This window comes from Loktanella agnita (assembly GCF_046640325.1).
GTDB classification, from domain to species: domain Bacteria; phylum Pseudomonadota; class Alphaproteobacteria; order Rhodobacterales; family Rhodobacteraceae; genus Yoonia; species Yoonia agnita.
This window is the reverse complement of record NZ_JBJMBF010000010.1, coordinates 59,548-79,694: the sequence shown is the minus strand read 5'-3', so window position 1 is coordinate 79,694 and position 20,147 is coordinate 59,548. Positions and strand designations below refer to the sequence as shown.

Annotated in this window: 20 protein-coding genes; 8 read left to right on the top strand and 12 right to left on the bottom strand. The window is 58.7% G+C overall.

The features are described from left to right. Positions 1 to 11: 11 nt before the first annotated feature. From atpA to ACJ5NV_RS12720, 5 genes are all read right to left on the bottom strand, one after another. Positions 12 to 1,550, bottom strand: coding sequence for a F0F1 ATP synthase subunit alpha (atpA, locus tag ACJ5NV_RS12740; RefSeq protein ID WP_411644237.1), 1,539 nt, complete (start codon positions 1,548 to 1,550; stop codon positions 12 to 14). Next, entirely contained in the window at positions 1,551 to 2,111 is a 561-nt protein-coding gene (locus ACJ5NV_RS12735; protein ID WP_411644235.1) for a F0F1 ATP synthase subunit delta, read from the bottom strand. It lies immediately after the preceding gene. A 193-nt stretch (positions 2,112 to 2,304) separates the two neighbouring features. After that, positions 2,305 to 3,081 carry an ATP-binding cassette domain-containing protein gene (locus tag ACJ5NV_RS12730; protein WP_411644233.1) on the bottom strand — a complete coding sequence of 259 codons (777 nt, stop codon included), beginning with the start codon at positions 3,079 to 3,081 and terminating at the stop codon, positions 2,305 to 2,307. After that, on the bottom strand, positions 3,081 to 4,235 hold the full coding sequence (locus ACJ5NV_RS12725; protein WP_411644232.1) for an ABC transporter permease: 1,155 nt from the start codon (positions 4,233 to 4,235) through the stop codon (positions 3,081 to 3,083). The genes ACJ5NV_RS12730 and ACJ5NV_RS12725 overlap by 1 nt, the downstream gene beginning before the upstream one ends. A gap of 88 nt (positions 4,236 to 4,323) precedes the next feature. Continuing rightward, entirely contained in the window at positions 4,324 to 5,343 is a 1,020-nt protein-coding gene (locus ACJ5NV_RS12720) for a sugar ABC transporter substrate-binding protein (RefSeq protein WP_411644230.1), read from the bottom strand. Positions 5,344 to 5,521: 178 nt separating this feature from the next. Between ACJ5NV_RS12720 and ACJ5NV_RS12715 the strand changes: the two genes are divergently transcribed. After that, positions 5,522 to 6,718, top strand: a complete 1,197-nt coding sequence (locus tag ACJ5NV_RS12715) for an ROK family transcriptional regulator (protein WP_411644363.1) — start codon at positions 5,522 to 5,524, stop codon at positions 6,716 to 6,718. A gap of 420 nt (positions 6,719 to 7,138) precedes the next feature. Here ACJ5NV_RS12715 and ACJ5NV_RS12710 read toward each other — a convergent pair whose 3' ends face one another. Then, on the bottom strand, positions 7,139 to 8,011 hold the full coding sequence (locus tag ACJ5NV_RS12710) for a LysR family transcriptional regulator (protein ID WP_411644228.1): 873 nt from the start codon (positions 8,009 to 8,011) through the stop codon (positions 7,139 to 7,141). 97 nt (positions 8,012 to 8,108) lie between these two features. On the opposite strand from ACJ5NV_RS12710, the gene ACJ5NV_RS12705 reads away from it, so the two are divergent. Next, positions 8,109 to 8,273: a hypothetical protein gene (locus ACJ5NV_RS12705; RefSeq protein WP_411644226.1), complete on the top strand. Its 165-nt coding sequence runs from the start codon at positions 8,109 to 8,111 to the stop codon at positions 8,271 to 8,273. Positions 8,274 to 8,275: 2 nt separating this feature from the next. Here the strand turns inward: ACJ5NV_RS12705 and ACJ5NV_RS12700 are convergent, their stop codons facing one another. From ACJ5NV_RS12700 to ACJ5NV_RS12690, 3 genes are read right to left on the bottom strand one after another with little or no spacing between them, the layout of a single operon-like run. Beyond that, positions 8,276 to 10,588: a peptidoglycan DD-metalloendopeptidase family protein gene (locus ACJ5NV_RS12700; protein WP_411644224.1), complete on the bottom strand. Its 2,313-nt coding sequence runs from the start codon at positions 10,586 to 10,588 to the stop codon at positions 8,276 to 8,278. A 12-nt stretch (positions 10,589 to 10,600) separates the two neighbouring features. Next, positions 10,601 to 12,142 carry a caspase family protein gene (locus ACJ5NV_RS12695; RefSeq protein ID WP_411644222.1) on the bottom strand — a complete coding sequence of 514 codons (1,542 nt, stop codon included), beginning with the start codon at positions 12,140 to 12,142 and terminating at the stop codon, positions 10,601 to 10,603. 45 nt (positions 12,143 to 12,187) lie between these two features. Next, a complete protein-coding gene (locus ACJ5NV_RS12690; RefSeq protein WP_411644220.1) occupies positions 12,188 to 12,604 on the bottom strand; it encodes a DUF1036 domain-containing protein in 417 nt (138 codons plus the stop codon). A 129-nt stretch (positions 12,605 to 12,733) separates the two neighbouring features. Between ACJ5NV_RS12690 and ACJ5NV_RS12685 the strand changes: the two genes are divergently transcribed. From ACJ5NV_RS12685 to ACJ5NV_RS12660, 6 genes are all read left to right on the top strand, one after another. Next, complete coding sequence (locus ACJ5NV_RS12685) at positions 12,734 to 13,033, top strand: hypothetical protein (RefSeq protein WP_411644218.1); 300 nt, start codon at positions 12,734 to 12,736, stop codon at positions 13,031 to 13,033. A 163-nt stretch (positions 13,034 to 13,196) separates the two neighbouring features. Further along, entirely contained in the window at positions 13,197 to 13,640 is a 444-nt protein-coding gene (locus ACJ5NV_RS12680; protein WP_411644216.1) for a hypothetical protein, read from the top strand. A gap of 40 nt (positions 13,641 to 13,680) precedes the next feature. Next, positions 13,681 to 14,319 (top strand): MotA/TolQ/ExbB proton channel family protein, encoded by a 639-nt coding sequence (locus tag ACJ5NV_RS12675; protein WP_411644214.1) that lies wholly within the window; start codon positions 13,681 to 13,683, stop codon positions 14,317 to 14,319. Beyond that, the gene (locus ACJ5NV_RS12670; RefSeq protein WP_411644212.1) at positions 14,319 to 14,795 is read left to right on the top strand and encodes an ExbD/TolR family protein; all 477 of its coding nucleotides are present in this window, start codon (positions 14,319 to 14,321) and stop codon (positions 14,793 to 14,795) included. The genes ACJ5NV_RS12675 and ACJ5NV_RS12670 overlap by 1 nt, the downstream gene beginning before the upstream one ends. Further along, positions 14,792 to 15,196, top strand: a complete 405-nt coding sequence (locus ACJ5NV_RS12665) for an ExbD/TolR family protein (RefSeq protein WP_411644211.1) — start codon at positions 14,792 to 14,794, stop codon at positions 15,194 to 15,196. Before ACJ5NV_RS12670 ends, ACJ5NV_RS12665 begins: the two co-directional genes overlap by 4 nt. Beyond that, positions 15,193 to 16,419 (top strand): hypothetical protein, encoded by a 1,227-nt coding sequence (locus ACJ5NV_RS12660; protein WP_411644209.1) that lies wholly within the window; start codon positions 15,193 to 15,195, stop codon positions 16,417 to 16,419. Before ACJ5NV_RS12665 ends, ACJ5NV_RS12660 begins: the two co-directional genes overlap by 4 nt. Before the next feature lie 103 nt (positions 16,420 to 16,522). Here ACJ5NV_RS12660 and ACJ5NV_RS12655 read toward each other — a convergent pair whose 3' ends face one another. From ACJ5NV_RS12655 to tagF, 3 genes are read right to left on the bottom strand one after another with little or no spacing between them, the layout of a single operon-like run. Beyond that, a complete protein-coding gene (locus ACJ5NV_RS12655) occupies positions 16,523 to 18,655 on the bottom strand; it encodes a protein kinase domain-containing protein (protein ID WP_411644208.1) in 2,133 nt (710 codons plus the stop codon). Positions 18,656 to 18,658: 3 nt separating this feature from the next. Next, entirely contained in the window at positions 18,659 to 19,432 is a 774-nt protein-coding gene (locus ACJ5NV_RS12650) for a PP2C family protein-serine/threonine phosphatase (RefSeq protein ID WP_411644206.1), read from the bottom strand. Positions 19,433 to 19,438: 6 nt separating this feature from the next. Further along, a complete protein-coding gene (gene tagF / locus ACJ5NV_RS12645) occupies positions 19,439 to 20,146 on the bottom strand; it encodes a type VI secretion system-associated protein TagF (protein WP_411644204.1) in 708 nt (235 codons plus the stop codon). Between the last annotated feature and the right edge of the window lies 1 nt (position 20,147).

The following is a 20,147-nucleotide window of genomic DNA, read 5'->3' as shown; positions in this document are numbered from 1 at the left end:
GTCTCAAAGATTTAGGCGAAGTCTTTGGCGAATGCGTCGATGGCTGCCTTGATTTTATCTTCGGCCTCACCTTTGATCTTTGGATCTTCGGTGGTGATGTAATCCAGAACATCGGACGCATTCGTGCGCAGGTGCTTCAGCAGCCCAGCTTCGAAACGACCCACTTCTTTCACCGGAACCTTGTCCAGATAGCCATGCGTACCGGCATAGATCACGCAGACGATTTCGGCGTTGGTCAGCGGCGAATACTGCGGCTGTTTCATCAGCTCGGTCAGGCGGGCACCACGGTTCAGCAAGCGCTGGGTTGAGGCATCCAGATCGGACCCGAATTGCGCAAAGGCAGCCATTTCGCGGTACTGAGCCAATTCCAGCTTCACCGGACCGGCAACCGATTTCATCGCGTTAGTTTGGGCAGAAGAACCCACACGTGACACCGACAGACCAGTGTTCACAGCAGGACGAATCCCCTGATAGAACAGTTCGGTTTCAAGGAAGATCTGACCGTCGGTGATCGAAATCACGTTGGTTGGAATAAACGCAGACACGTCACCACCTTGGGTTTCGATGATCGGCAGCGCCGTCAAAGAACCCGAACCGTTATCTTCATTCAGCTTTGCCGAACGCTCCAGCAGGCGAGAGTGCAGATAGAAAACGTCACCAGGATACGCTTCACGCCCTGGTGGACGACGCAGCAGCAGGGACATCTGACGATAAGACACAGCCTGTTTGGACAGGTCATCATAGATGATCAGCGCGTGGCGACCGTTGTCGCGGAAGTGCTCGGCCATCGCAGTGGCAGAGTAAGGCGCAAGATACTGCATCGGTGCAGGCTCGGACGCGGTCGCGGCCACAACGATAGAATATTCGATAGCGCCGGATTCTTCGAGACGCTTCACCAGCTGCGCAACAGTGGATCGCTTTTGACCGACAGCAACATAGATGCAGTAAAGCTTCTTGCTCTCATCGTCGCCAGCGGCGTCGTTGTAGGATTTTTGGTTCAGAATCGCGTCCAGTGCCACGGCGGTTTTGCCGGTCTGACGGTCACCAATGATCAGCTCACGCTGGCCGCGACCGATTGGGATCATGGCGTCAACGGATTTCAGACCGGTTGCCATCGGCTCGTGCACGGATTTACGTGGGATAATGCCGGGGGCTTTCACATCCGCGACCAGACGCTTGGATGCGTTGATCGGGCCTTTGCCGTCCAGTGGGTTGCCCAGCGCGTCAACAACGCGGCCCAGCAGTTCGTCACCAGCGGGCACGTCAACGATAGAGTTGGTACGCTTGACGGTGTCGCCTTCTTTGATGTCACGGTCGGAACCGAAGATAACAACACCCACGTTGTCAGCTTCAAGGTTCAGGGCCATCCCGCGAATACCGCCGGGGAATTCGACCATCTCACCGGCCTGAACATTGTCGAGCCCGTATACGCGGGCAATCCCGTCGCCAACGCTCAGCACGCGGCCAACCTCGGCCACTTCGGCTTCTTTACCGAAGTTTTTAATCTGGTCCTTCAGGATCGCAGAGATTTCAGACGCTTGGATCGCCATTTATCCGACCTCTTTCATAGTGTTCTGGAGTGCGTTGAGCTTGGAGGCAATCGACGTGTCGATCATCTTGGAGCCCACTTTAACAATAAGACCGCCGATGATGGATTCATCGACGGTTTCTTTGATGATAACAGATTTGCCGAATTGCTCTTTGAGCGTTTTCGCCAGCTTGTCAGCCTGTGCCTTTGTCAGCTTCTTGGCAGTCGTGACCTCAGCCGTCACTTCGCCACGCTCTTCGGCCAGACGGTCTTTCAAGACTTGAACAAGATGGGGCAGCACGAACAGGCGACGCTTTGACGCCATCAGGCCCAGCACGTTTTCTGTTGTTTCTGACAGTTCCATTTTCTTGGCAATAGCAGCAATCGCGACCGCTTGCTCTTCGCGGCTGTAAAGCGGCGAGGTCAGCAGGGTACGCAAATCAGCGCTGTCGGTCATTGCAGCGTCCAAAGCGGTTACATCCGCTTCGAGTGCGCTGACGGTTTCGCCCTCTTTAGCAAGATCAAACACGGCAGTTGCATAGCGCTTTGCAATGCTTGTCGAAATACCAGCAGTTTCGGACACTTTGAGCCTTCCGATATCTTGGGCCCGGCTTCACCACCACCGGAGTAGACGGCGCAACGAAACGGGCAGCTTGTTTGGCTCTCGTTTGCACGAAAGCGTCAAAATCCCGGCGGAGATAGCAGAGGTCCCATAGTGTCGCAAGCACCCACCAACAAGATTCACTTAATCATTTTCAAAGTTGCAGGACAAAGACCTAGGCCATGACCGTTTCGGACGGCGGCTCCTTCGCGCCGGTCATGAAGGCAACCGCATCAGACATCGTGTAATCTTTCGGGTCAACTACACAAAGGCGCCGCCCCAGACGATGCACATGGATTCGGTTTGCCACCTCGAAAACATGGGGCATGTTGTGACTGATCAGGATGATCGGAATGCCACGCGACCTAACATCAAGAATCAGCTCCAACACTTTGCGCGATTCTTTCACGCCAAGCGCGGCTGTCGGTTCGTCCAGAATGATGACCTTGGATCCAAACGCCGCGGCCCGCGCAACTGCGACACCCTGCCGCTGCCCGCCGGACAGCGTTTCGACCGCCTGATTGATGTCCTGAATGGTCATCAACCCCAGTTCGGTCAGCTTGTCCCGCGCGAAATTCGCCATCGCTGGCTTATCAAGCTGTTTGAACACGCTGCCCATGATTCCCGGTTTGCGCAGCTCGCGCCCCATGAACATGTTGTCGGCAATCGACAGCGCCGGGCTCACGGCCAGGGTTTGATAGACCGTTTCAATGCCGGCGTCCCGCGCCGCGGTAGGCGAGCCGAACTTTACAGGCTTGCCTTCCAAGTAGACTTGCCCGGCATCGGGGCTGACAGCGCCGGACAGCGCCTTGATCAGGGTTGATTTCCCCGCGCCGTTATCGCCGATCACCGCCAGAATTTCACCCGGCATCAATTCGAAATCACAACGATCAAGTGCCACGACCTTGCCATAGCGTTTGGTCAGCCCGACCCCTTTAAGAACAGGTTCCATTATGCCGATACCTTTCTGATCCATTGGTCGACGGAGACAGCACCGATAATCAGCGCCCCGATGATCAAGAATGTCCACTGGGCATTCGCGCCTGCCATCCGGAGGCCAAGTTCAAACACACCCACGATCAGCGCGCCAAAGAACGCGCCCCAGATCGACCCGCGCCCGCCAAAGAGAGAGATACCCCCGATCACAACAGCGGTAATGGACTGAATATTGCCGATCACACCTGTCGATGCCGATGGTGACACCGACCCAAGCCGTCCGATCATCACCCATCCGGCAATGCCGCAGATCAATCCTGCCAGCATATAAACAGACATCAAGGTGCGTTTCACGTTGACCCCGGCCAGCTCCGCCGCCTCTGGATCGTCGCCCACCGCATAGACATGTCGGCCCCAAGCGGTCGATCGCAGCATATGCGCCAGCACGATTGTCAGGACAATCAATACTACCACGCCGTAAGTGATCGTCGTCTGCCACATCAGGTCGAGGAAAAACTGGCCCGTGTCATTAGGGCGGATACGCTCATATGTGATGCCGCGCGCGTTTTCGATCCATGTGACGATCTGCTCATTCGGCTTCAGCCCCAGCCATTGCAGCATGGGGGCGTCGTCCCTGATGTCGCGGGGACGGATCGTTTCATTGCGTGAATAGATATAGTTGGCGGCCAGCACCATTTGCCACAGGCCAAGCGTGGCGATGAAGGGCGGGATCTTGATCCGCGATACAAGCCAGCCCGAAACGGCGCCCATCGCAGTCCCTGCTACAAAACCACACAGGATAGCGACCGAGGGCGGCAGCCCGTACCGAAAGGTGAACTGCCCCATGATGACAGAACAGAAAACAGCAATCGCCCCGACCGACAGATCAATCCCCGCAGTCAGCACGATCAGCGATTGCGCGAGGGCCAGAATGCCCACAATCTGGATTTGCTGAAAAACCAGCGTCATCTGCGGCAAGAATCGCGGTCCAAGCGTGCCGGTAAAAATAATGATCGCGATAAGCAGAACGATCAGCGGCACCAGCGACGGGGTTTTGTGCAGCATACCTTGCAAGCGCGCCAGCCCCGATTTTCGGTCTTCTTCAAACAAGGCGACACGATCTGAAGCACCCCCTGCAGCGGCTTCGTAATTTTCGCTTCGATCCGTCATCGCTCCCCCCTTAAGTCAATCCCGGAAATATATCTGTCAAAAGAGGCGGGTCGCGCCGCCTCTTTTTATCGTGCATGAAGGGGCAGGTTCAGCCCCAGCACAGCTCCGTACCTTCGTCGACAGAAATCGAGTCGACCCCGTCAGCAGGCGCATCTGTGACCAGCGCCACGCCGGTATCGAAGAAATCCTTGCCCGGTGTATTTTCCGGCAGGGACCCGTCAGCAGCATAAGCTGCAATCGCTTCGATCCCTTTGGACGCCATCAACAACGGATACTGCTGCGACGTTGCCCCGATGACGCCATCTGCTACATCGGCGATGCCAGGGCAGCCCCCATCGACTGACACAATCAGCACGTCATCTTGCATGCCAACTGCGGTCAACGCTTCATATGCACCGGACGCGGCAGGCTCATTGATCGTATAGACTAGATTGATGTCTGGATCGATGGCAAGACAGTTTTCCATCGCCGTGCGGCCACCCTCTTCGTTCCCGGCAGTGACCTCGTTACAGATGATACGCGTATCGGTTTCGTCACCCCAACGGCCCGGATCGGCCAGATCAATGCCAAACCCTTGCAAAAAGCCCTGATCCCGCAGCACTCCAACCGTAGGCTGGCTAATCGCAAGGTCAAGCATTGCGATTTTGGCGTTGGCCGCATCATCGCCCAACGTGGCAGCGGCCCATTGCCCGATCATCTCACCGGCAAGAAAGTTGTCTGTGGCAAAGGTCGCATCCGCCGCATCAATCGGGTTCAGCGGGGTATCAAGCGCAATCACCAGTATACCAGCAGCGCGAGCATCTTCGAGCGAGGGCACGATGGCAGCAGTGTCGGATGCGGTGATCAGGATACCCGACGCACCGTTGGCAATGCAGGTTTCGACCGCAGCAACCTGTGCCTCATTATCGCCGTCAAGCTGGCCTGCATAGGAATTCAGGCCAATGCCCAACTCTTCCGCCTTAGCCTCAGCTCCTTCGCGCATCTTTACAAAGAACGGGTTGGTATCCGTCTTGGTGATCAGGCAGGCCGATGCGCCATGCCCGGCAGCAAAGGCCGTCCCGCTTGATGCCATGAGCGCAAGCGCCGTTCCTGTCAAAAGCTTCTTCATACGATCCTCCCAGATTTAAAAACGCACGGGGTTTGCACCCCACAGCGCGACCTGCCTCCAACAGGCCACAACCCTAAAGAACGCGATTCGAATGCGCGTGTCAATTAATTAGTTTACTTTACTAATTAAAAAATTTGGTGTATTCCCTCACTCGGAGGAGCGACATATGATCAGCCAGATGGATGATGGTATTGTTAGGTCAATCAGTACTGGCTTGAGTCAGAAAGGCGTACGCAATCACAACGAACGATTGCTATTGTCGCTCCTTCAGCGACATGGTGAGTTGCCGGGAAGCGACCTTGCAAGACTAGCTGGCCTGTCACCGCCGACCGTTTCTGCCATACTCAAACGGCTGGAAAGCGATCACTTGCTGATCCGCGGCGCACCAACGCGGGGGCGCGTGGGAAAACCCTCAGTGCCCATGCGGCTGGCCCCGGATGGCGTTTTGTCCATCGGGTTAAAGATCGGCCGCCGCTCTGCGGATTTGGTACTGATGGAGTTCACCGGTAACGTGCGGGCCCAGTATCAAGTAACCTATGCCGCGCCCGACCCACAGAATGTCTTCGGTTTTCTCGCGGATGGCATATCTGCTTTCCTGACAACCCTCAGCGCGGAAGAGGCCGCGCGCATCTGCGGCATCGGCATCGCCGCCCCGTTCGAGATGTGGAACTGGCGCGATGCATCCGACGAAGCCGCCAAAACCTTTATGCGCTGGAAAGACGTGGATGTGCGCGCCGAAGCGGGCCGTTTCAGCACCCTTCCGATTTCCGTGATGAATGACGCGACCGCCGCCTGCCGGGCAGAGCATGTCTACGGGCGCGGCAAGGCCTTTCGTGACTATGCCTACTTCTTTGTCGGTGCATTTGTGGGCGGCGGTGTGGTGCTGAACCATTCCGTCTTCGAAGGGCGACAGGGCAATGCTGGGGCACTCGGATCACTGCCCAGCATCGGGCCGCATGGTGAAAGCAAACAGCTGATCGACACCGCCTCGATCCACCTTCTGGAAACCCGCCTGCGCGAGGTCGATCTCGACCCTGCCCTGATCTGGGAAAACCCGCAGGACTGGACGGCGATCCGACGCTATGTTGATCCGTGGCTGGGCGAAACCGCGCAGGAACTGGCCAAGGCCAGCCTGTCAGTCTGCTCTGTCATAGATTTTGAGGCAATCCTGATCGACGGAGCCTTTCCGCCCGACATCAGAACTGCCCTTGTAGAGCGGGTGCAACGCTATCTCGTCACACAGGACAAGCGTGGGCTGACACCGCCACACATCGCAGCAGGCACCATCGGCGGCAACGCCCGCGCCATCGGGGCCGCCTGCGGCCCGATATTTTCGCAGTATCTACTGGACACAAACACCGGGCTTTGGACTTAGGCGGCGATTGCAAGGCGTTATGTAACGCGGAATAGGTTTCTGGCGTCAGCAACAAGTTCCGACAACTGCATTTAATGAGCGGGTGAGCAGCCGCGTAAGGTGGGTCTTGACCCACCCTACCTGAATTACATCAGCAATCATTGTTAAAGATGTATACCCGTTGGATCGAATTGACTGCGGATTAATGGAAGAAGGTGGAAATCCGCAGACTAGATTGGATGATCAGTGAAGCGATAGTCTTCGCTATTCGCGATCCCAAGAACAAACCTGATCTGTCAAATCTGGCGCGTTTCTTGCTAGGCGCACATTTGCCTGCGTATGCCTTTGGAGAGGACAATGGGCGGGCCTCAACGATCTTTAAATGCAGGTCGCATTTGCCGTGACCGGTGGCAAAAACGGGCGGTGCGTTATGCGCATCGCCTACCCCATTTGCGTCAGCAGCCATTTCTTGAAAATACGGGCAGGGTCGGTCAGGCGATCCGGCGGGTGCACGATGTAATAGGCCAATCCTTCGCGCCGTTCCGACACCACCGCGACCAGCCGCCCTGCCGCGATATCATCTGCCACCAGCGCGCTAGAGGCGACCGACACACCACCACCGGCCCGCACAGCTGATAACAACATGCTAAGCGTCGCAACCTCGTTCATCTGACAATCGGCGATGTTCAGGCCTGCTTCAGTGACCCACTGGCGCGCCTCGCCGTGCACCAATTCGAACAACCAAGGCAGATCGCTGACATCCGCCAGTGACTGCGCCTTGCGCCCTTGTAGTAACGATGGCGCGGCGATGACCGTAAAGTCGGCATCTGCCAATCGCGTGGCCTGCACCCCCAGCCAATCGCCTTGGCCATAGCGGATCGCCAAATCGAACCCATCACGCCGCAGGTCAACCACACCCGTCGAAGGATTAATCGACAACCCCAGCCCCGGATGCGTCGCCCAGAAACCCGCCAACCGGGGCATCAGCCAGTTTTCTGCAAAGCTGGGGGTCACGCTGATGGACAGGGGGCGGTCCGCAACCTCTGCCGCGACGGCCCGCACGCCGCTTGCGATGATGCCAAACCCCTCGCTCAGCGACCCACCAAGCTGACGGCCCGTATCAGTCAACACCATTCCCCGCCCTTCGCGCCGCATCAGCGCCGCACCCAGTTGCGCCTCGATCGCGCGCAGATGCTGGGCGATGGCTGCATGGGTCACATTCAATTCTTCCGCTGCTTTGCTGAATGACCTGCAACGCGCCGCAGCCTCAACCGCGCGCAGCGCCGCGAGCGAGGGGATGTCCCGCCAATCCATTATGATAGTACAGCTAACATTTCGAAATTCTTTCAGAGTCGCATGACATAGGCAATACCCCTATTTTCACCCCATCAGCACCCGGAAAGGAAAAGTCATGCTATCAATATTCGCAGATGCAATGCTTACCGCAACGCGGCAGGAAAGATGGGACGCCCATGATCACTGGCCCAACCACCGCATCCCGCACAGCAATATCCAGCTTGAACGTGAGGCGGCCGAACAGCGCCACCATCTCTATCGCGATATCGGGATAAGGTAGGATCACACGTCTTGCGCCAACAGCGCATCAATCACCTGAATATAGCTGCGAATTTCCGGCGGCAGCGGCTGACGCCGCGGACCACCGGATCCCGCTCCGCGCATCTTGCGCTGCGCCCATGCCTTGAGATCAGCAACGGTATAATTTGTAAGGAACGGGTTCGCCCGCACCACCGCCGCCCCCATCACCGCAAGCACGGTCTGCGTATCTTCGGCCCCCAGTACCGTGCTTGCCCCGGCTGGCCCCAGAAAATGCGCCAGGTAAAGCCTGCCTGCATCCACCGGATGACCCCGCCCGCGCAGGAAATTTTCATTCTCACGGGCGAGGTTCTGCACCATGGCTCGCGACAATGTCGGATCAGTCCGCAACGCGAGCAGCTCTGCCCTGTTCATCGTCCGCGTCAGGTCAGGCCGGTAGTCACGCATCATCCGCAGCCAAGTGCTTTCGATGAACTGCCCCAACCCTGTAGCCGTCGACAGCGGATTGCGCGCATTGGCGTTGCCCGCGCTTTCGACGCGAATAATCTGATCGGTCAGCGCCTCGACCGCCACCGAGGCCACCATCGTACCGCCACCGCCTAGGGCAAATGGGTTGATCGCTGCCCCATCCTGTCGAATTTCGAAATGCAGATGCGGCCCGGTGGATCGCCCCGTTGTGCCGACATAGCCGATCAAATCACCCGCATTGACCTGCGCCCCAACCTTGGCCGTCAGCGCAAAGCGGTCCAAATGCGCATAACGCGACTGCACCCGATTGGCATGATCGATATAGACCACATTCCCATAGCCACCGCCGTCACCCACAACCGCGATCCGGCCGGGGAGCGCGGCAATGACAGGCGTGCCAATGGGTGCCGCCCAGTCGACACCGCCATGCAGCCGGACCTCTTTCAGTACAGGATGGAACCGTGGCCCATAGGGCGATGACAGCGTCCCTTGCACCGGCGTCAGGAACGCCCTGCCGCCCCCGCCGCCGCGCTGCCCATCCTGACTGAAACAAGCGAAATCCTGTGGCCCGGCACCGGATTTAAGGGCGACATAACACGGCATATCGCCCGATGGCCCCGACACCCCGACAAAGGCGATCTGCCCTGACCCGGCGGGCCCGTCCGGCGCGTAAAGCACCGTGACACGGTCACCAACGGCGGCAATCGCCTCCAGATCGTAGGATTGCGAAAATAGCACAATGAGTTCGCCTACCAGCGTTGTGGGAACGCCGTTGCGGATCAGCGCGCTATAGACTGCATCAAGCAGGCGATAATCCTGCCGGTCGGCGCTGAATTGTTCCGGTCCCGCAAGTTGAAGAAGATCATCATCAAGCCACGGATCGGCAGATTGCACATACCCCACCGTGCCACGCCGGGCGAGCGAATTGATATATCCGTCCGGCCCGTAAAAAGAGATTTGCAGCGGTTCTGGCGCATCGGGGATAGGGCGGTAACGCAGGGCGATGATTGTGCCCGGCGGCAAGCCGCCTTCTGTCGTGATATTGGCAAGCTCTGGGATCAGGTCTTGCGCGGCAGTGGACAATTCATCCGCCATGGATGAGGTAAAGCCATTGGCGGTCAGAACCTCATCCAGTGCGCGCGTAAAATCCAGCCGCAGCACAAGATCGCGCGACAGTTTCTGACGTGCGGGTTCAGGACGCAGGAAGGCAACAGATGTCGTGTTCTGAATGCGCGTGTTCACATAGGTCAGCGGCCCGTCATCCCTTCCACCACCCAGTGCCTGCCCAAAACTGCTATCATCATCAGCCACGGTGATGACCTCGCCCGCCGTTTCGCCTGTGGCGACATCGGGTGTGGTGATCAGGGCCGGTAGCGTGGGTTGCACGTCAAGCGATTGCCGCCGCTGGGCTTGGAAAAAGGCGAAATCCTCACGGCTGGAGGGGAGCGCAGTCATCAACTGGCTTTCCTGCAAGACCAGCTCTTCATTGATCAGTGCAAACCGGTCAGGGCGCGGAAAGCCAAACCGCCCGACATCCAGCGCATTCGGCCCAGCAAGGGACTTGGCCGCTTGTGCATCGCCGGTCTCAAATCGCAGGATCATCGGGTCGCCGGGAATATCCACAAAGGGTGTCGCGACATGCACCGCGCCAGCAGGTGTTTCGGTTTCCAGTTGGACGATCTGCTCGTTATCACCAGATATCTGGGCCGAGGGCTCATCAGGGCGCTGCCCCAACCACAGCACAAGCGCACCGATGGCAGCAAGACCCAGCGCCCCGCCCCCGCCGATCATGACAAATTGCAGCCGTCTTTGCTGGCGTCGTTTGCGCGATGCGGCCCGAGATTGGCGGAACTGCGGATCGACCTCCATCGGTCTATGATCTTAGCGGCCCACGCCGACGCCCACGCCGACGCCACGGTCGCGGTTGATCACCCGTGGTGGCGTGGCGGCCGGCGCCGGGGCTGCAGGTGCCGGGGCGGCCTGACGAGGCTGTGACGTGGTGGCACGCGGGGCTGGGGCGGCAGTCCGAACAGCGGGGCAAGTCACGTCATCACGCAGGGCGATCTGGCGGAATATCCGCACATCCGGATCCTGCGAGGGCGCGGCCCCGCCGATCTGTTCATAATACCGCCCGACCGAAGCGCGCGATCCCGGTCCCCATTGCCCGTCGATAGTCGAATTATAACAGTTCATGCGGGCCAGTTCAGTTTGCAGCGCCGTTATCAGTTCGGCCTGCGGCGGGTCGAGCGCGCCGCTGTCAAGCAGGTTGGCGAAAAGGTCTGGATCAGACTGCCGCAAGGCGCGGCGACCCGCGAGGTCCGTGTAAGCGATGATCGCACCAGAAAACGGCCCGACATCGGCGGGCGCGGTAGCAAAACTCGCTGCTGTTTCTTCTTGCGCAAAGCCCACGATGATTGATGGTTCGGGCAACCCGCCCGTGCCGGGCACCGGGCGGCTGATTGATGCAGGCTGCGGTGTAGCCGGGTTAAGCCGGATACCACTGCTGACAATTGTTGTGGGCTGCGGCGCAAGCGGGACCAGCGTCACGCCGCCAGTGACCGGGCGCACGGGTTCGGTTGCGACTACGGTATCGCGGCGCACCGGTTGCGGCACAGTGGATTGGGGTGTCTGCGCACCAACACGATCCACCGCGATCCCCGCATTTGCCCATAGCGCGATCATCTGCGCCTGTTCATCCGGTGGCAGGCTGTCCAGCATCAGATAATCCGCCGCCGTCAGTTTCATACCGCTTTCGGCAGGCCGGAATGCGAATGGACGCGTCACGGTGGACTGCACGGATATATCGCTCCCCTCAAGAAGCTGCTTGATATCCAGCGCCGGCACCTGAAGCCGGTCGATCAGCACCTCTGTCAGCGTGGTGTCGGTCAGGGCGCAATCTGACGAGACGGCGATCAACACATGATCCCGATCCGGCAGCGGCGCTGTACCCACCTGCGGCGGCTCAGACACAGGGTCAACTGGCGCGGGTGATGCAACAGCGCCAGCGCTGCAAAAGTCCAGAAACACCGCCGTCACATCGCGCCGGACAGGATGCATTCTGTCGACCACATCCACCAAAGCTATGTCCTGACCTGCGGTGGTTCCCAGCAGCATGGTCCGCCCCGCGTCTTCAACACTGCGACCCGCGTAGTAGAAAACGACCGGCTCATCGGCATCGCCCAGCGTTGCGACAGCGGCGTCAAGCGCGGCCTGATCGGGATTTTCAAGACGCACGACCTGAAACCCAAGCCCCAGCAAAGTTTCAGACAAGGCCAGCGCCCGGTCGCGCAATGGTCCTGCGGCAGGCGCATCAGGGTAATCAAAATTGGCCACAACAAGAGCACGATCCGCGAGCGCAGGTAGGGCCATCAACGCCACCGCACAGCCTGCTAAAAATCGGATGATGGCTTTGTTCTGCCGCATCGTCCCGTAATCGCCTCTTTCACATCCTCTTGCCCTGTCATCCTGCTACGGCGGAGCCGACAGGAAAAGGGTCCAGCGCTCTGTTTTCTGGGTGTCGACCTCTAGAAAATCTGCGTCAAGATATCCCCGCAACAGACAATTGACTTCATCCTGAATGACAAACCGCTTTTGCGCAATGCACATCGGGGTTGCACCGTTCAGGATTTCGTTGCCGAAAACATCTTGTGCGAAAACATAGATATAGCGCGCTGTCAGCTCATCACGGATCACATTGGCGCATTGGTTGGGGCCGATGGTCCACCAGCCACGCGTGACAAAGCCTTCTTCTTCGTGTTGACCTATCGCAACGTTGACCACGTCAAACGACTGATTGCACACTGCAAACTGCGCCACCGCCCTGACAGGTAGCCCGCAGAGCATGGCCAAGAATAAAGATGTCAGGATCGGATTTTTCAGCGCCATCAGCCACATTTACGAAAAAACAACGGTCGTTAACACTATATCTTTGCCAAACCAGTGAAAAAATACGACAACGGTCAAGCATATTATGCTAGTGTAATCAGAGATCTGTAAAAGTGAGAGCGTTCAACAATGGCACTTTTCTATCATTCCGTGATTGGTGCGATGACGATTGCCGCCCTTTTGACCGCAATGCCGTCCGCCGCCACCGCCCAACCTGATACCGCCGAAGTACCCACCCCTATTCTGAAATTCAGCGCTTTTGGTAGCCCAGAGGCCGAAGATTTCCCCGTTGAAATCAACGAAACCTCCCCCATTCCCCCGATGGAAATCACAGATCTGGGACAGACCAGCGCGGCCCCGGCGAATGAATCGATACGCAAAGATCGCACTCTGCTTCAAAGCACGTGGTCAATCGGTGTCTTTCGCTGAGCCTGTGAGACCATCATCAATCGGGGCCCTGCGCTACCCCCCATCCAAGATAAAAGTCGAAACGCGTGTTGACACCCGCCGGTTGATACGGCCCAATCCCGCATAGCATTCTCTGCGTGACAGTAAATACTGTTGCGTATAATTGACTTAGGTGAGGGACCTGATGGTTTTAAAACATTTCCTGCAAAGCGTCTATTCTGCGGTTTTCACCCTGACGACCATAACGCCTGCACTTGCCCAGGACGCCCCCGCAGCAACCTTTTCGCTGCAATTGAACAACGCCGCCGAAATCGCCGAGGGCGGCTGCCGTCTGACCTATGTCGCGGTGAACAACACCGGTCAGGATCTGAGCGGCATATCCTATCAGGTGGGCGTGTTCGACACGCAGGCCATCGTAACCGATCTGCTGGTGTTGGAATTCGGAGACATCGTCGACGGCAAAACAAAGATCGTGCAGTTTGACCTTGGCGGACGGTCTTGCACCGACATATCCCGCATCACGGTGAACATCGTCACCGTTTGTGATCTGGCCGATGGTGGCGTGGGCGACTTCTGTATGTCCAGTCTTGAAACCTCCTCCCGTGGGGCGATCCAATTCGGTATTTGATGCAGCTTTGCACTGATCTCTTTGCAGCAAGGGAATATTTATGAACGCGCCGGATCTTTCCGCACTCAACACCCCGACTATCATCGTGTTTGCCGCGCTGGCGATCATGTCGATGATGGCGGTCACGGTTGCCTTTTTCAAAACCTTCCAGTTTGCCCGGCTGGGGGTTGGTCAGACCACCAAAGCCGAGGCGATCCTGAATGATTGGCTGGGCGGCCGTGCCGATGCAGCCATGCAAACCGCCGCAGGTCGTACATCCGTTCTGGCACGCGTCTTGCAGGCTGTCTTTACCGGCTTGCGGGCGCGTCCCGACGATCAATCCTTTGCCGAAGAACTTGGCCGCCAGACTGCCATCGTTGAACTCTCTGCGATGACCAGCCGGATGCGTCTTTTGGAAACCGTAGTCCAAGCCGCCCCGATGCTGGGTCTGCTGGGCACAGTGATCGGGATGATCGACGCGTTCAGCACGCTTGCAGGCACCGAAGGCGCGGTTGATCCCGCATTGCTTGCTGGTGGCATCTGGACAGCGCTGACCACCACTGCCGCCGGACTGGCTATCGCGCTGGTCACATTCTTCGTGGCGACATGGCTGGAAGGCCGCATCGAATCCGAGCGCCAGTCAATCGAGGCGCTGATTTCAGCTGCAATCAATGGGCGCGTTGACGCCAGAACCGGCTGATGTCCGACCGAACCGAGGCATATACGTCGCGCACGCATCCGGTGATGCAACCGCGTTCGACGACCCGTTATCGGTTTGCGCTGACCCCGCTGGCAGATGCGATGTTTCAGCTTTTGATCTTTTTCATGCTGACATCCAGCCTGACGCCCTATGCGCTGCTCACCATCCGCACCGGGGCTGAACCGGGCAGCGCCGCGAATGATCCCAGCCAATCCACACCCGATGAGCAACCGGTTCTACCGGGGGCCAACGCCCAGATCTGGAGTGTGGAACAGGGTCAGATCATCGCGAATGGTCAACCGATCCCCTTTGATCAGCTCTCCGCCTTTGCTGCCGCAGTCGCGCAGAATGAAGCGGCTGAAATCGTACTGGTTATGCAGACGTCCGCGCAGGTGCAGGATTTGACCTCTGTGCTAGAGGCCCTGACGGCGGCGGGTGTCAGCGCCGTGCAATTGGCCAAGACGGGGGCGTCATGATCCGCGCCCTGCCCCGCCGCCACAAACCTGTCGGGCTTGATGTGTCACTGGCCATCGTCAATATCGTTCTACTGCTGATTTTCTTCTTTTTGGCGACAGGGCAGCTTTTGAACCCGCCGACCGAAGGGGTCGAGATTTCTGAAACAACGGAACTGCCGCTGGATCAACTGCCCGCGCCGATCCTGATCGTTCGTGACGATGCCATTTGGGAACTGGATGGGGTGCCCGTGGCCCCCGACCTGCTGGGTGTGGCCGTGGCTGCGCTGGACGCGCCTGTCACCCTACATATCCTGATCGGTCGCGAGGCTCCGGCCTCTGCCCTGATCGACATCATGAACCGGGATGCGCTGCGGGATGTGGAAATTAAACTTGTCACCCTCCGCCGGACGGTGCGCCCGTGATATTCGGGGGCAAACGCCGTCGTTCTCTGCATTGGGCAGAGGCATTCGGTGCCTCTGCCTTGGTTCATCTGGGTGCTGCAGTCTTCATGTTTGATCTGCTGGCCGGGCTCGACCCGCTAGGTCGCCAGCGCAGGGAAGAGCCTGAAATCACGATCAGCACAATCATTCTAGAAGGAGAGCTTGCCGCCCGCGCGCCGCAGCCGGAAAGCAACCTGCCGCTGGTCGAAACCCCGCCCGCGCCAGAACCGGCAGCGCCTGATATCGTAGCGCCCGAACCAGAACCAGAACCAGAACCAGAACCAGAACCAGAACCAGAACCAGAACCAGAACCAGAACCAGAACCAGAAAGTACTGTTACGCCCGACCTGACCCCGCAAGTGCTTGCCCCCCTTTCAGCAGAGACAGCAGCAGCGATCCAGCCGCTCAGCCCGTTGCGCCCACAGGACAACACCGCCGTACCGCTGGCCCCTGTCGCAACGACCGCACCGCAAGGTGTCACCACGCTTGCCCCTCTCACACCCACCAGCCTGCAACCACGCCAAACCACTGCTGGGCCACCGCCCCCACAACGTGCAGCGCAGGCCCCGACGCCGAACGGTCCGACCGCTGGCAGCACTGTCAGCGCGCTTGTCACCCGGATCAGAACCCGCTTGTCGGAACCTTGCCTGCTTGCCCTGCCGCAAGAAGGCAGCGGTGGCGCGCCAAACCTGTCAATGATCGCCGCGGATGAGCTAGCGATGCAAGGTTTCGCAAATGCCGTCCTTGCCGATTTGACGCCTGCCCCCACTGAAAGCACGACACTCGTCGACAACCGGCAATGTGCAGCGCTGAATTTCGTGCGAGAAAGCGCAGCTTACCCGGCGTTTCGCCTGTCGATCAGTCTAGATGAGACAGTGATCGACAATAACACGATGCTGACCGGCACCATCGGAAACACCGCAGGGCGCTATATCCTGCTGTTGATCGTTGACGACAACGGTGTCGTACAAGACGTCACACAATATCTGTCCTTCACCGGGAATGCCGCCCCGTTCGAGATACCCTTGCGTCGTGCCGGACCGGCCCGTGACACCAGCCAAACGCTCATCGCGCTCGCAACGGCAGGGCGACCTACGGCGATTGCAGACCAAAACGGACAGCTGGCAGATGTATTCTTCGCCGCCCTGCGGGAAGAGCTGCCACCCGAAACACCGCTGGTCATTGTGCCCTTTAACCTGCGCTAAAACGTTATGCGAAAAAACTGAAACATCTCACGCTGCCTGAAACCATAGATTTCAACGCGTTAGCAGATACGTCATGTCTCAGGTATTTCGTCAAACGCTATAATCAGGGGCGTAGTTCAAACCCTGCAACCGCAGCACCCGCGCGCGGATCATCGCGACCTGTCAGCTCTGCTTCAATCAACGGCAATAGTCTCGTGGCAGGTGCCCCATCCTGCGAGGCCGCCGCAGAAAGCAACGGCTTGTCAGAGGCGACCGCGATCACCAGTTGCGGCTGTGCTGCAGACCCTTCCTCTGCCGCGAGGCTAAGAGAGAATGTCGCGCTGCCATCTGCCTGCTCTGTCAGCCGATCAGACAAGTTGTAGACACCGCCATCCGTCAGCACCACCGCCAGCCAGACAGGCCGCGCACGCCGGTTGCTGACACGGCCCACAATTGCCCCCTCGCTTGCCATAACAGTGCTGTCCAGCGTCACAATTGGCGGCACCGATCCCTTTTGACGCAAGGCATCGGATAATGTCAGGACCGGGCACTGCGCATCGCTGATCACGGTTTCCAACACTGCCGGACGCGCGCCAAATGCCCCGTCATAGTCATCGGGCAGCGTGGCAAAGCTGTCAGCTGTCGCCGCGAAACCTGCAATCAGCCCGCTATTGGGTCCGGACGGTATCCGGGTCACATAGGTGCAATCTTGATCAGGCCAGGCAGCCAAAAACCCTTCGCGCGTCGATGGGTCCAGCGCCGACCGACCATCCGTTGCCTCCTGTGCCAGCTCAGTTTGTACGGGTGTCACACCGGCGGGGCCAAGCAGCCCCTGTTGCCAAGCAATGAAACCGCCAACACCCGCAAGAACCAACAACACAAGCAGCCAGCGCAGAAGACCGCCACCACCATCATTATCCAACGACGCGACAGATGACGGTGGCAAGCCCGTGTTTTCACCAAACGGGCTTTGCGATGCCGGATCCGACTTGCCAGCAGCCCCCCCACCAAAACCACCAGTCGTCTGCGCACGGCCCGGCGGCTGGCTTAGCCCCGGCACATCGGCGATAACCGGACTAGGCTTAGGCGGTGTTGTCTGCGTGACGGGGCGAGCAGTGCCATATTGTGCCGGAATGGCCGACGGATCATCCAAAAGCGCAATCACATCCGACATGCGCGCAGGCCGGTCGTTCGGATCGGGTTCCAGCATGTGGGCCAGAAGCGGGCGCAAGGCCGGGTCGATATCGCTCAGGTCCGGAATTTCACGGCGGGCGTTCACAGCCTCGACCACCGAAGCTCCCATATCCAGCGGCTTGCCTCGTAAGGCAGCCGCCATCATCAGAGCCAGCCCGTAGATATCCGTGCGCGGCCCGATTGCGCCACCAAAATGGCCCAGCTGTTCGGGCGAGATATATTTGAACTTACCGGCAAGCTGCCCATGCAGCGTGCTTTCAGCCATTTCCGCCGATTTCGCGATGCCAAAATCAATCAGCACAGCGTCATCAACCGACCCGCCACGCAGCATTACATTGTCAGGTGACAGATCGCGGTGGATCACCTCCATCTGATGCGCCCGGCCCAGCCCGGCGGCGACGCGGCGCATCAACCCGACCGCCTGATGCAGGCTCAGCGGCGCGACATCGCGGATATGATCAGAGAGCGCGATGCCCTCAATGAACTCCATGATCAGACAGAACCGATCAAGCGCCGCATCCTTCACAAAGTTATAGTAACGCACGATCGCCTGATCAGAGAGCTGACAAAGCACCCGTGCTTCGCGCATGAATAGCGCAGCGACCTTTTCGTCATGTGCCAGCGATTGCAGCACGATCTTGATGGCGACGGCGTCCCCGGTAAAGACGTTCTCACCCCGGAACACCTCGCCCATGCCACCAGCATTGATCAGCTGTTTGATCTCGTAATTGTTGTTGATCAGCGTCCCGATAGGCACCGGCGCATGCTGGCCGCCGCGAGGCGCAGGCGGTACGTCAGGTGCAGGTTTTGGCACTGGCGGGACAGAAGGGGCCGCGACCGGCGCAGGTTCCGGCACCCGGTCCGGTTGGGTTACCGGCGCAGGCGCGATACGGGTATGATCGTCGGTCCCGGCAGCATCCGAAACCGCAATATCGGATATTTCGGTCTTGTCATTGTCAGACGCAACGGGCGTCACAGGGCCCGTGGCAATCCGCGTGCGGTCATCATCAACGGCCTCAGGTTTGTCCGGATCGGGCGCTGGATTATTTTTGTCCTCGGCCATCGGCTACCCTTCGAAATCGAACGCAGGCATGACGTATTCCGCCGCGACGCAGCGCATCACGATTGCGGTCACGTTATCCTTTGCCCCACGATCCAAGGTCTGCGCGATCAACCCATTGCAAATCGCCTGCGGCTCCAGACCCGACGCCATAGCCTGTGCCAGATCCGCGTCGTTGTTGTGTTCGGTCAGCCCGTCAGAGCACAGCAGGAACATATCATCTGCTTCCAGAGTGGCGCTGGTCACATCGCAATTTGGCCTGTCCGATACGCCAATGGCGCGTGTGATTACATTCTTCCGTGGCCAGTTTTCCGCCTCTTCAGCCGAAATCAGCCCGGCCTCAAGCAATTCGCGCACTTCGGTGTGGTCGCTGGTTTGTTGGGTCAGTTCACCGTTGCGCCAACGATAGATCCGGCTGTCACCGGACCAGACGCAGATATATTCCGTGTCATGCACCAAAAGCGCGACCAACGTCGCACCAACCGTGCCACCGCCCAGTGACGCCGCGTGATCGACGATGCGGTTATGCGCCCGTCCCAAACGCTCCATGAAACGCGCCTGTAGATCTTCGCCCGAACTGGCAAAACCGATAGAGCCAAGCTCCGCCACGATGGTCTGGCTGGCGAAATCGCCCGCAGCATGTCCGCCCATCCCATCGGCCACAACCCAAACGCCAAATTCCGGCTTGGTAAGATAGCTGTCTTCATTATGGTCACGGACCCGCCCGGTGTCGGTAGCACCGCCGGTTTCGATCAGAAAATGCTCGGTCTGTACGCTCATATCCGTCTACGCCCCCTCTTGCCCGGGCGGCGTAAAGGGTGCGCCCATCAACCAGGCCAGCACAGCCGCCCCCGGCAACCCGTCAGTGACATAAAGCGCAGACCCATGCGGCGCGGTGCGCCAGATATATGTGCGATGTGCGGCGGACCTCATCCGGTCAGCCTCTGCCACATCAGACCAAAGCCGGGCCGCATCGCCATCCTGCCGCGCCGCCCAGAAATCTGTGGCCATCAAAGGATCAGCCGGGGTCACGACAGGTAAAATGGCGGACGCAAACGTCTGCGCCAAACCACGCGCGTCTTCATCCCCTCGGACATAATCCGTCAGGAATGCATCAATCTGGTCGTAAAAATCCTGAGAAGGATCAACAGCAGGCGGATCAATTGCAGCCCCTTCCACCCCGGCCAGCAGTGGAAAGCGGCGACCTACTTTGTCACGTGCTGCTGACAGGGTTCCGCAAAACCCACGGCCTTCGGGGATCAGGGCCGGGCCGATCCAAATCCGCATGACCGGGGCGGCATCATAATGCGCCTCCCATGTGTCAGCGACACCGTCCCGCAGTTCCGGTAGGATCAGGTTCAGCCAGCGTTCCAGATGAGCAGAAGCCGCAGATGACAGACCCGCCGTGACGAAATCGCCAAAATGCGGATGCTTGCCGTAGAACCCAGCAAAAAGGCCTGTAAGCTCTTCATGGCTATGCGGCGCGCCAGTCATG

Excerpts from the sequence above, each read along its gene's own strand:
- ACJ5NV_RS12650 (WP_411644206.1), bottom strand. The coding sequence starts at position 19,432 with ATGAGCGTACAGACCGAGCATTTTCTGATCGAAACCGGCGGTGCTACC.
- ACJ5NV_RS12680 (WP_411644216.1), top strand. The coding sequence starts at position 13,197 with ATGGTTTTAAAACATTTCCTGCAAAGCGTCTATTCTGCGGTTTTCACC.
- ACJ5NV_RS12665 (WP_411644211.1), top strand. The coding sequence starts at position 14,792 with ATGATCCGCGCCCTGCCCCGCCGCCACAAACCTGTCGGGCTTGATGTG.
- tagF (WP_411644204.1), bottom strand. The coding sequence starts at position 20,146 with ATGACTGGCGCGCCGCATAGCCATGAAGAGCTTACAGGCCTTTTTGCT.
- ACJ5NV_RS12710 (WP_411644228.1), bottom strand. The coding sequence starts at position 8,011 with ATGGATTGGCGGGACATCCCCTCGCTCGCGGCGCTGCGCGCGGTTGAG.
- ACJ5NV_RS12685 (WP_411644218.1), top strand. The coding sequence starts at position 12,734 with ATGGCACTTTTCTATCATTCCGTGATTGGTGCGATGACGATTGCCGCC.
- ACJ5NV_RS12725 (WP_411644232.1), bottom strand. The coding sequence starts at position 4,235 with ATGACGGATCGAAGCGAAAATTACGAAGCCGCTGCAGGGGGTGCTTCA.
- atpA (WP_411644237.1), bottom strand. The coding sequence starts at position 1,550 with ATGGCGATCCAAGCGTCTGAAATCTCTGCGATCCTGAAGGACCAGATT.
- ACJ5NV_RS12730 (WP_411644233.1), bottom strand. The coding sequence starts at position 3,081 with ATGGAACCTGTTCTTAAAGGGGTCGGGCTGACCAAACGCTATGGCAAG.
- ACJ5NV_RS12720 (WP_411644230.1), bottom strand. The coding sequence starts at position 5,343 with ATGAAGAAGCTTTTGACAGGAACGGCGCTTGCGCTCATGGCATCAAGC.
- ACJ5NV_RS12705 (WP_411644226.1), top strand. The coding sequence starts at position 8,109 with ATGCTATCAATATTCGCAGATGCAATGCTTACCGCAACGCGGCAGGAA.
- ACJ5NV_RS12700 (WP_411644224.1), bottom strand. The coding sequence starts at position 10,588 with ATGGAGGTCGATCCGCAGTTCCGCCAATCTCGGGCCGCATCGCGCAAA.
- ACJ5NV_RS12675 (WP_411644214.1), top strand. The coding sequence starts at position 13,681 with ATGAACGCGCCGGATCTTTCCGCACTCAACACCCCGACTATCATCGTG.
- ACJ5NV_RS12670 (WP_411644212.1), top strand. The coding sequence starts at position 14,319 with ATGTCCGACCGAACCGAGGCATATACGTCGCGCACGCATCCGGTGATG.
- ACJ5NV_RS12715 (WP_411644363.1), top strand. The coding sequence starts at position 5,522 with ATGGATGATGGTATTGTTAGGTCAATCAGTACTGGCTTGAGTCAGAAA.
- ACJ5NV_RS12655 (WP_411644208.1), bottom strand. The coding sequence starts at position 18,655 with ATGGCCGAGGACAAAAATAATCCAGCGCCCGATCCGGACAAACCTGAG.
- ACJ5NV_RS12690 (WP_411644220.1), bottom strand. The coding sequence starts at position 12,604 with ATGGCGCTGAAAAATCCGATCCTGACATCTTTATTCTTGGCCATGCTC.
- ACJ5NV_RS12695 (WP_411644222.1), bottom strand. The coding sequence starts at position 12,142 with ATGCGGCAGAACAAAGCCATCATCCGATTTTTAGCAGGCTGTGCGGTG.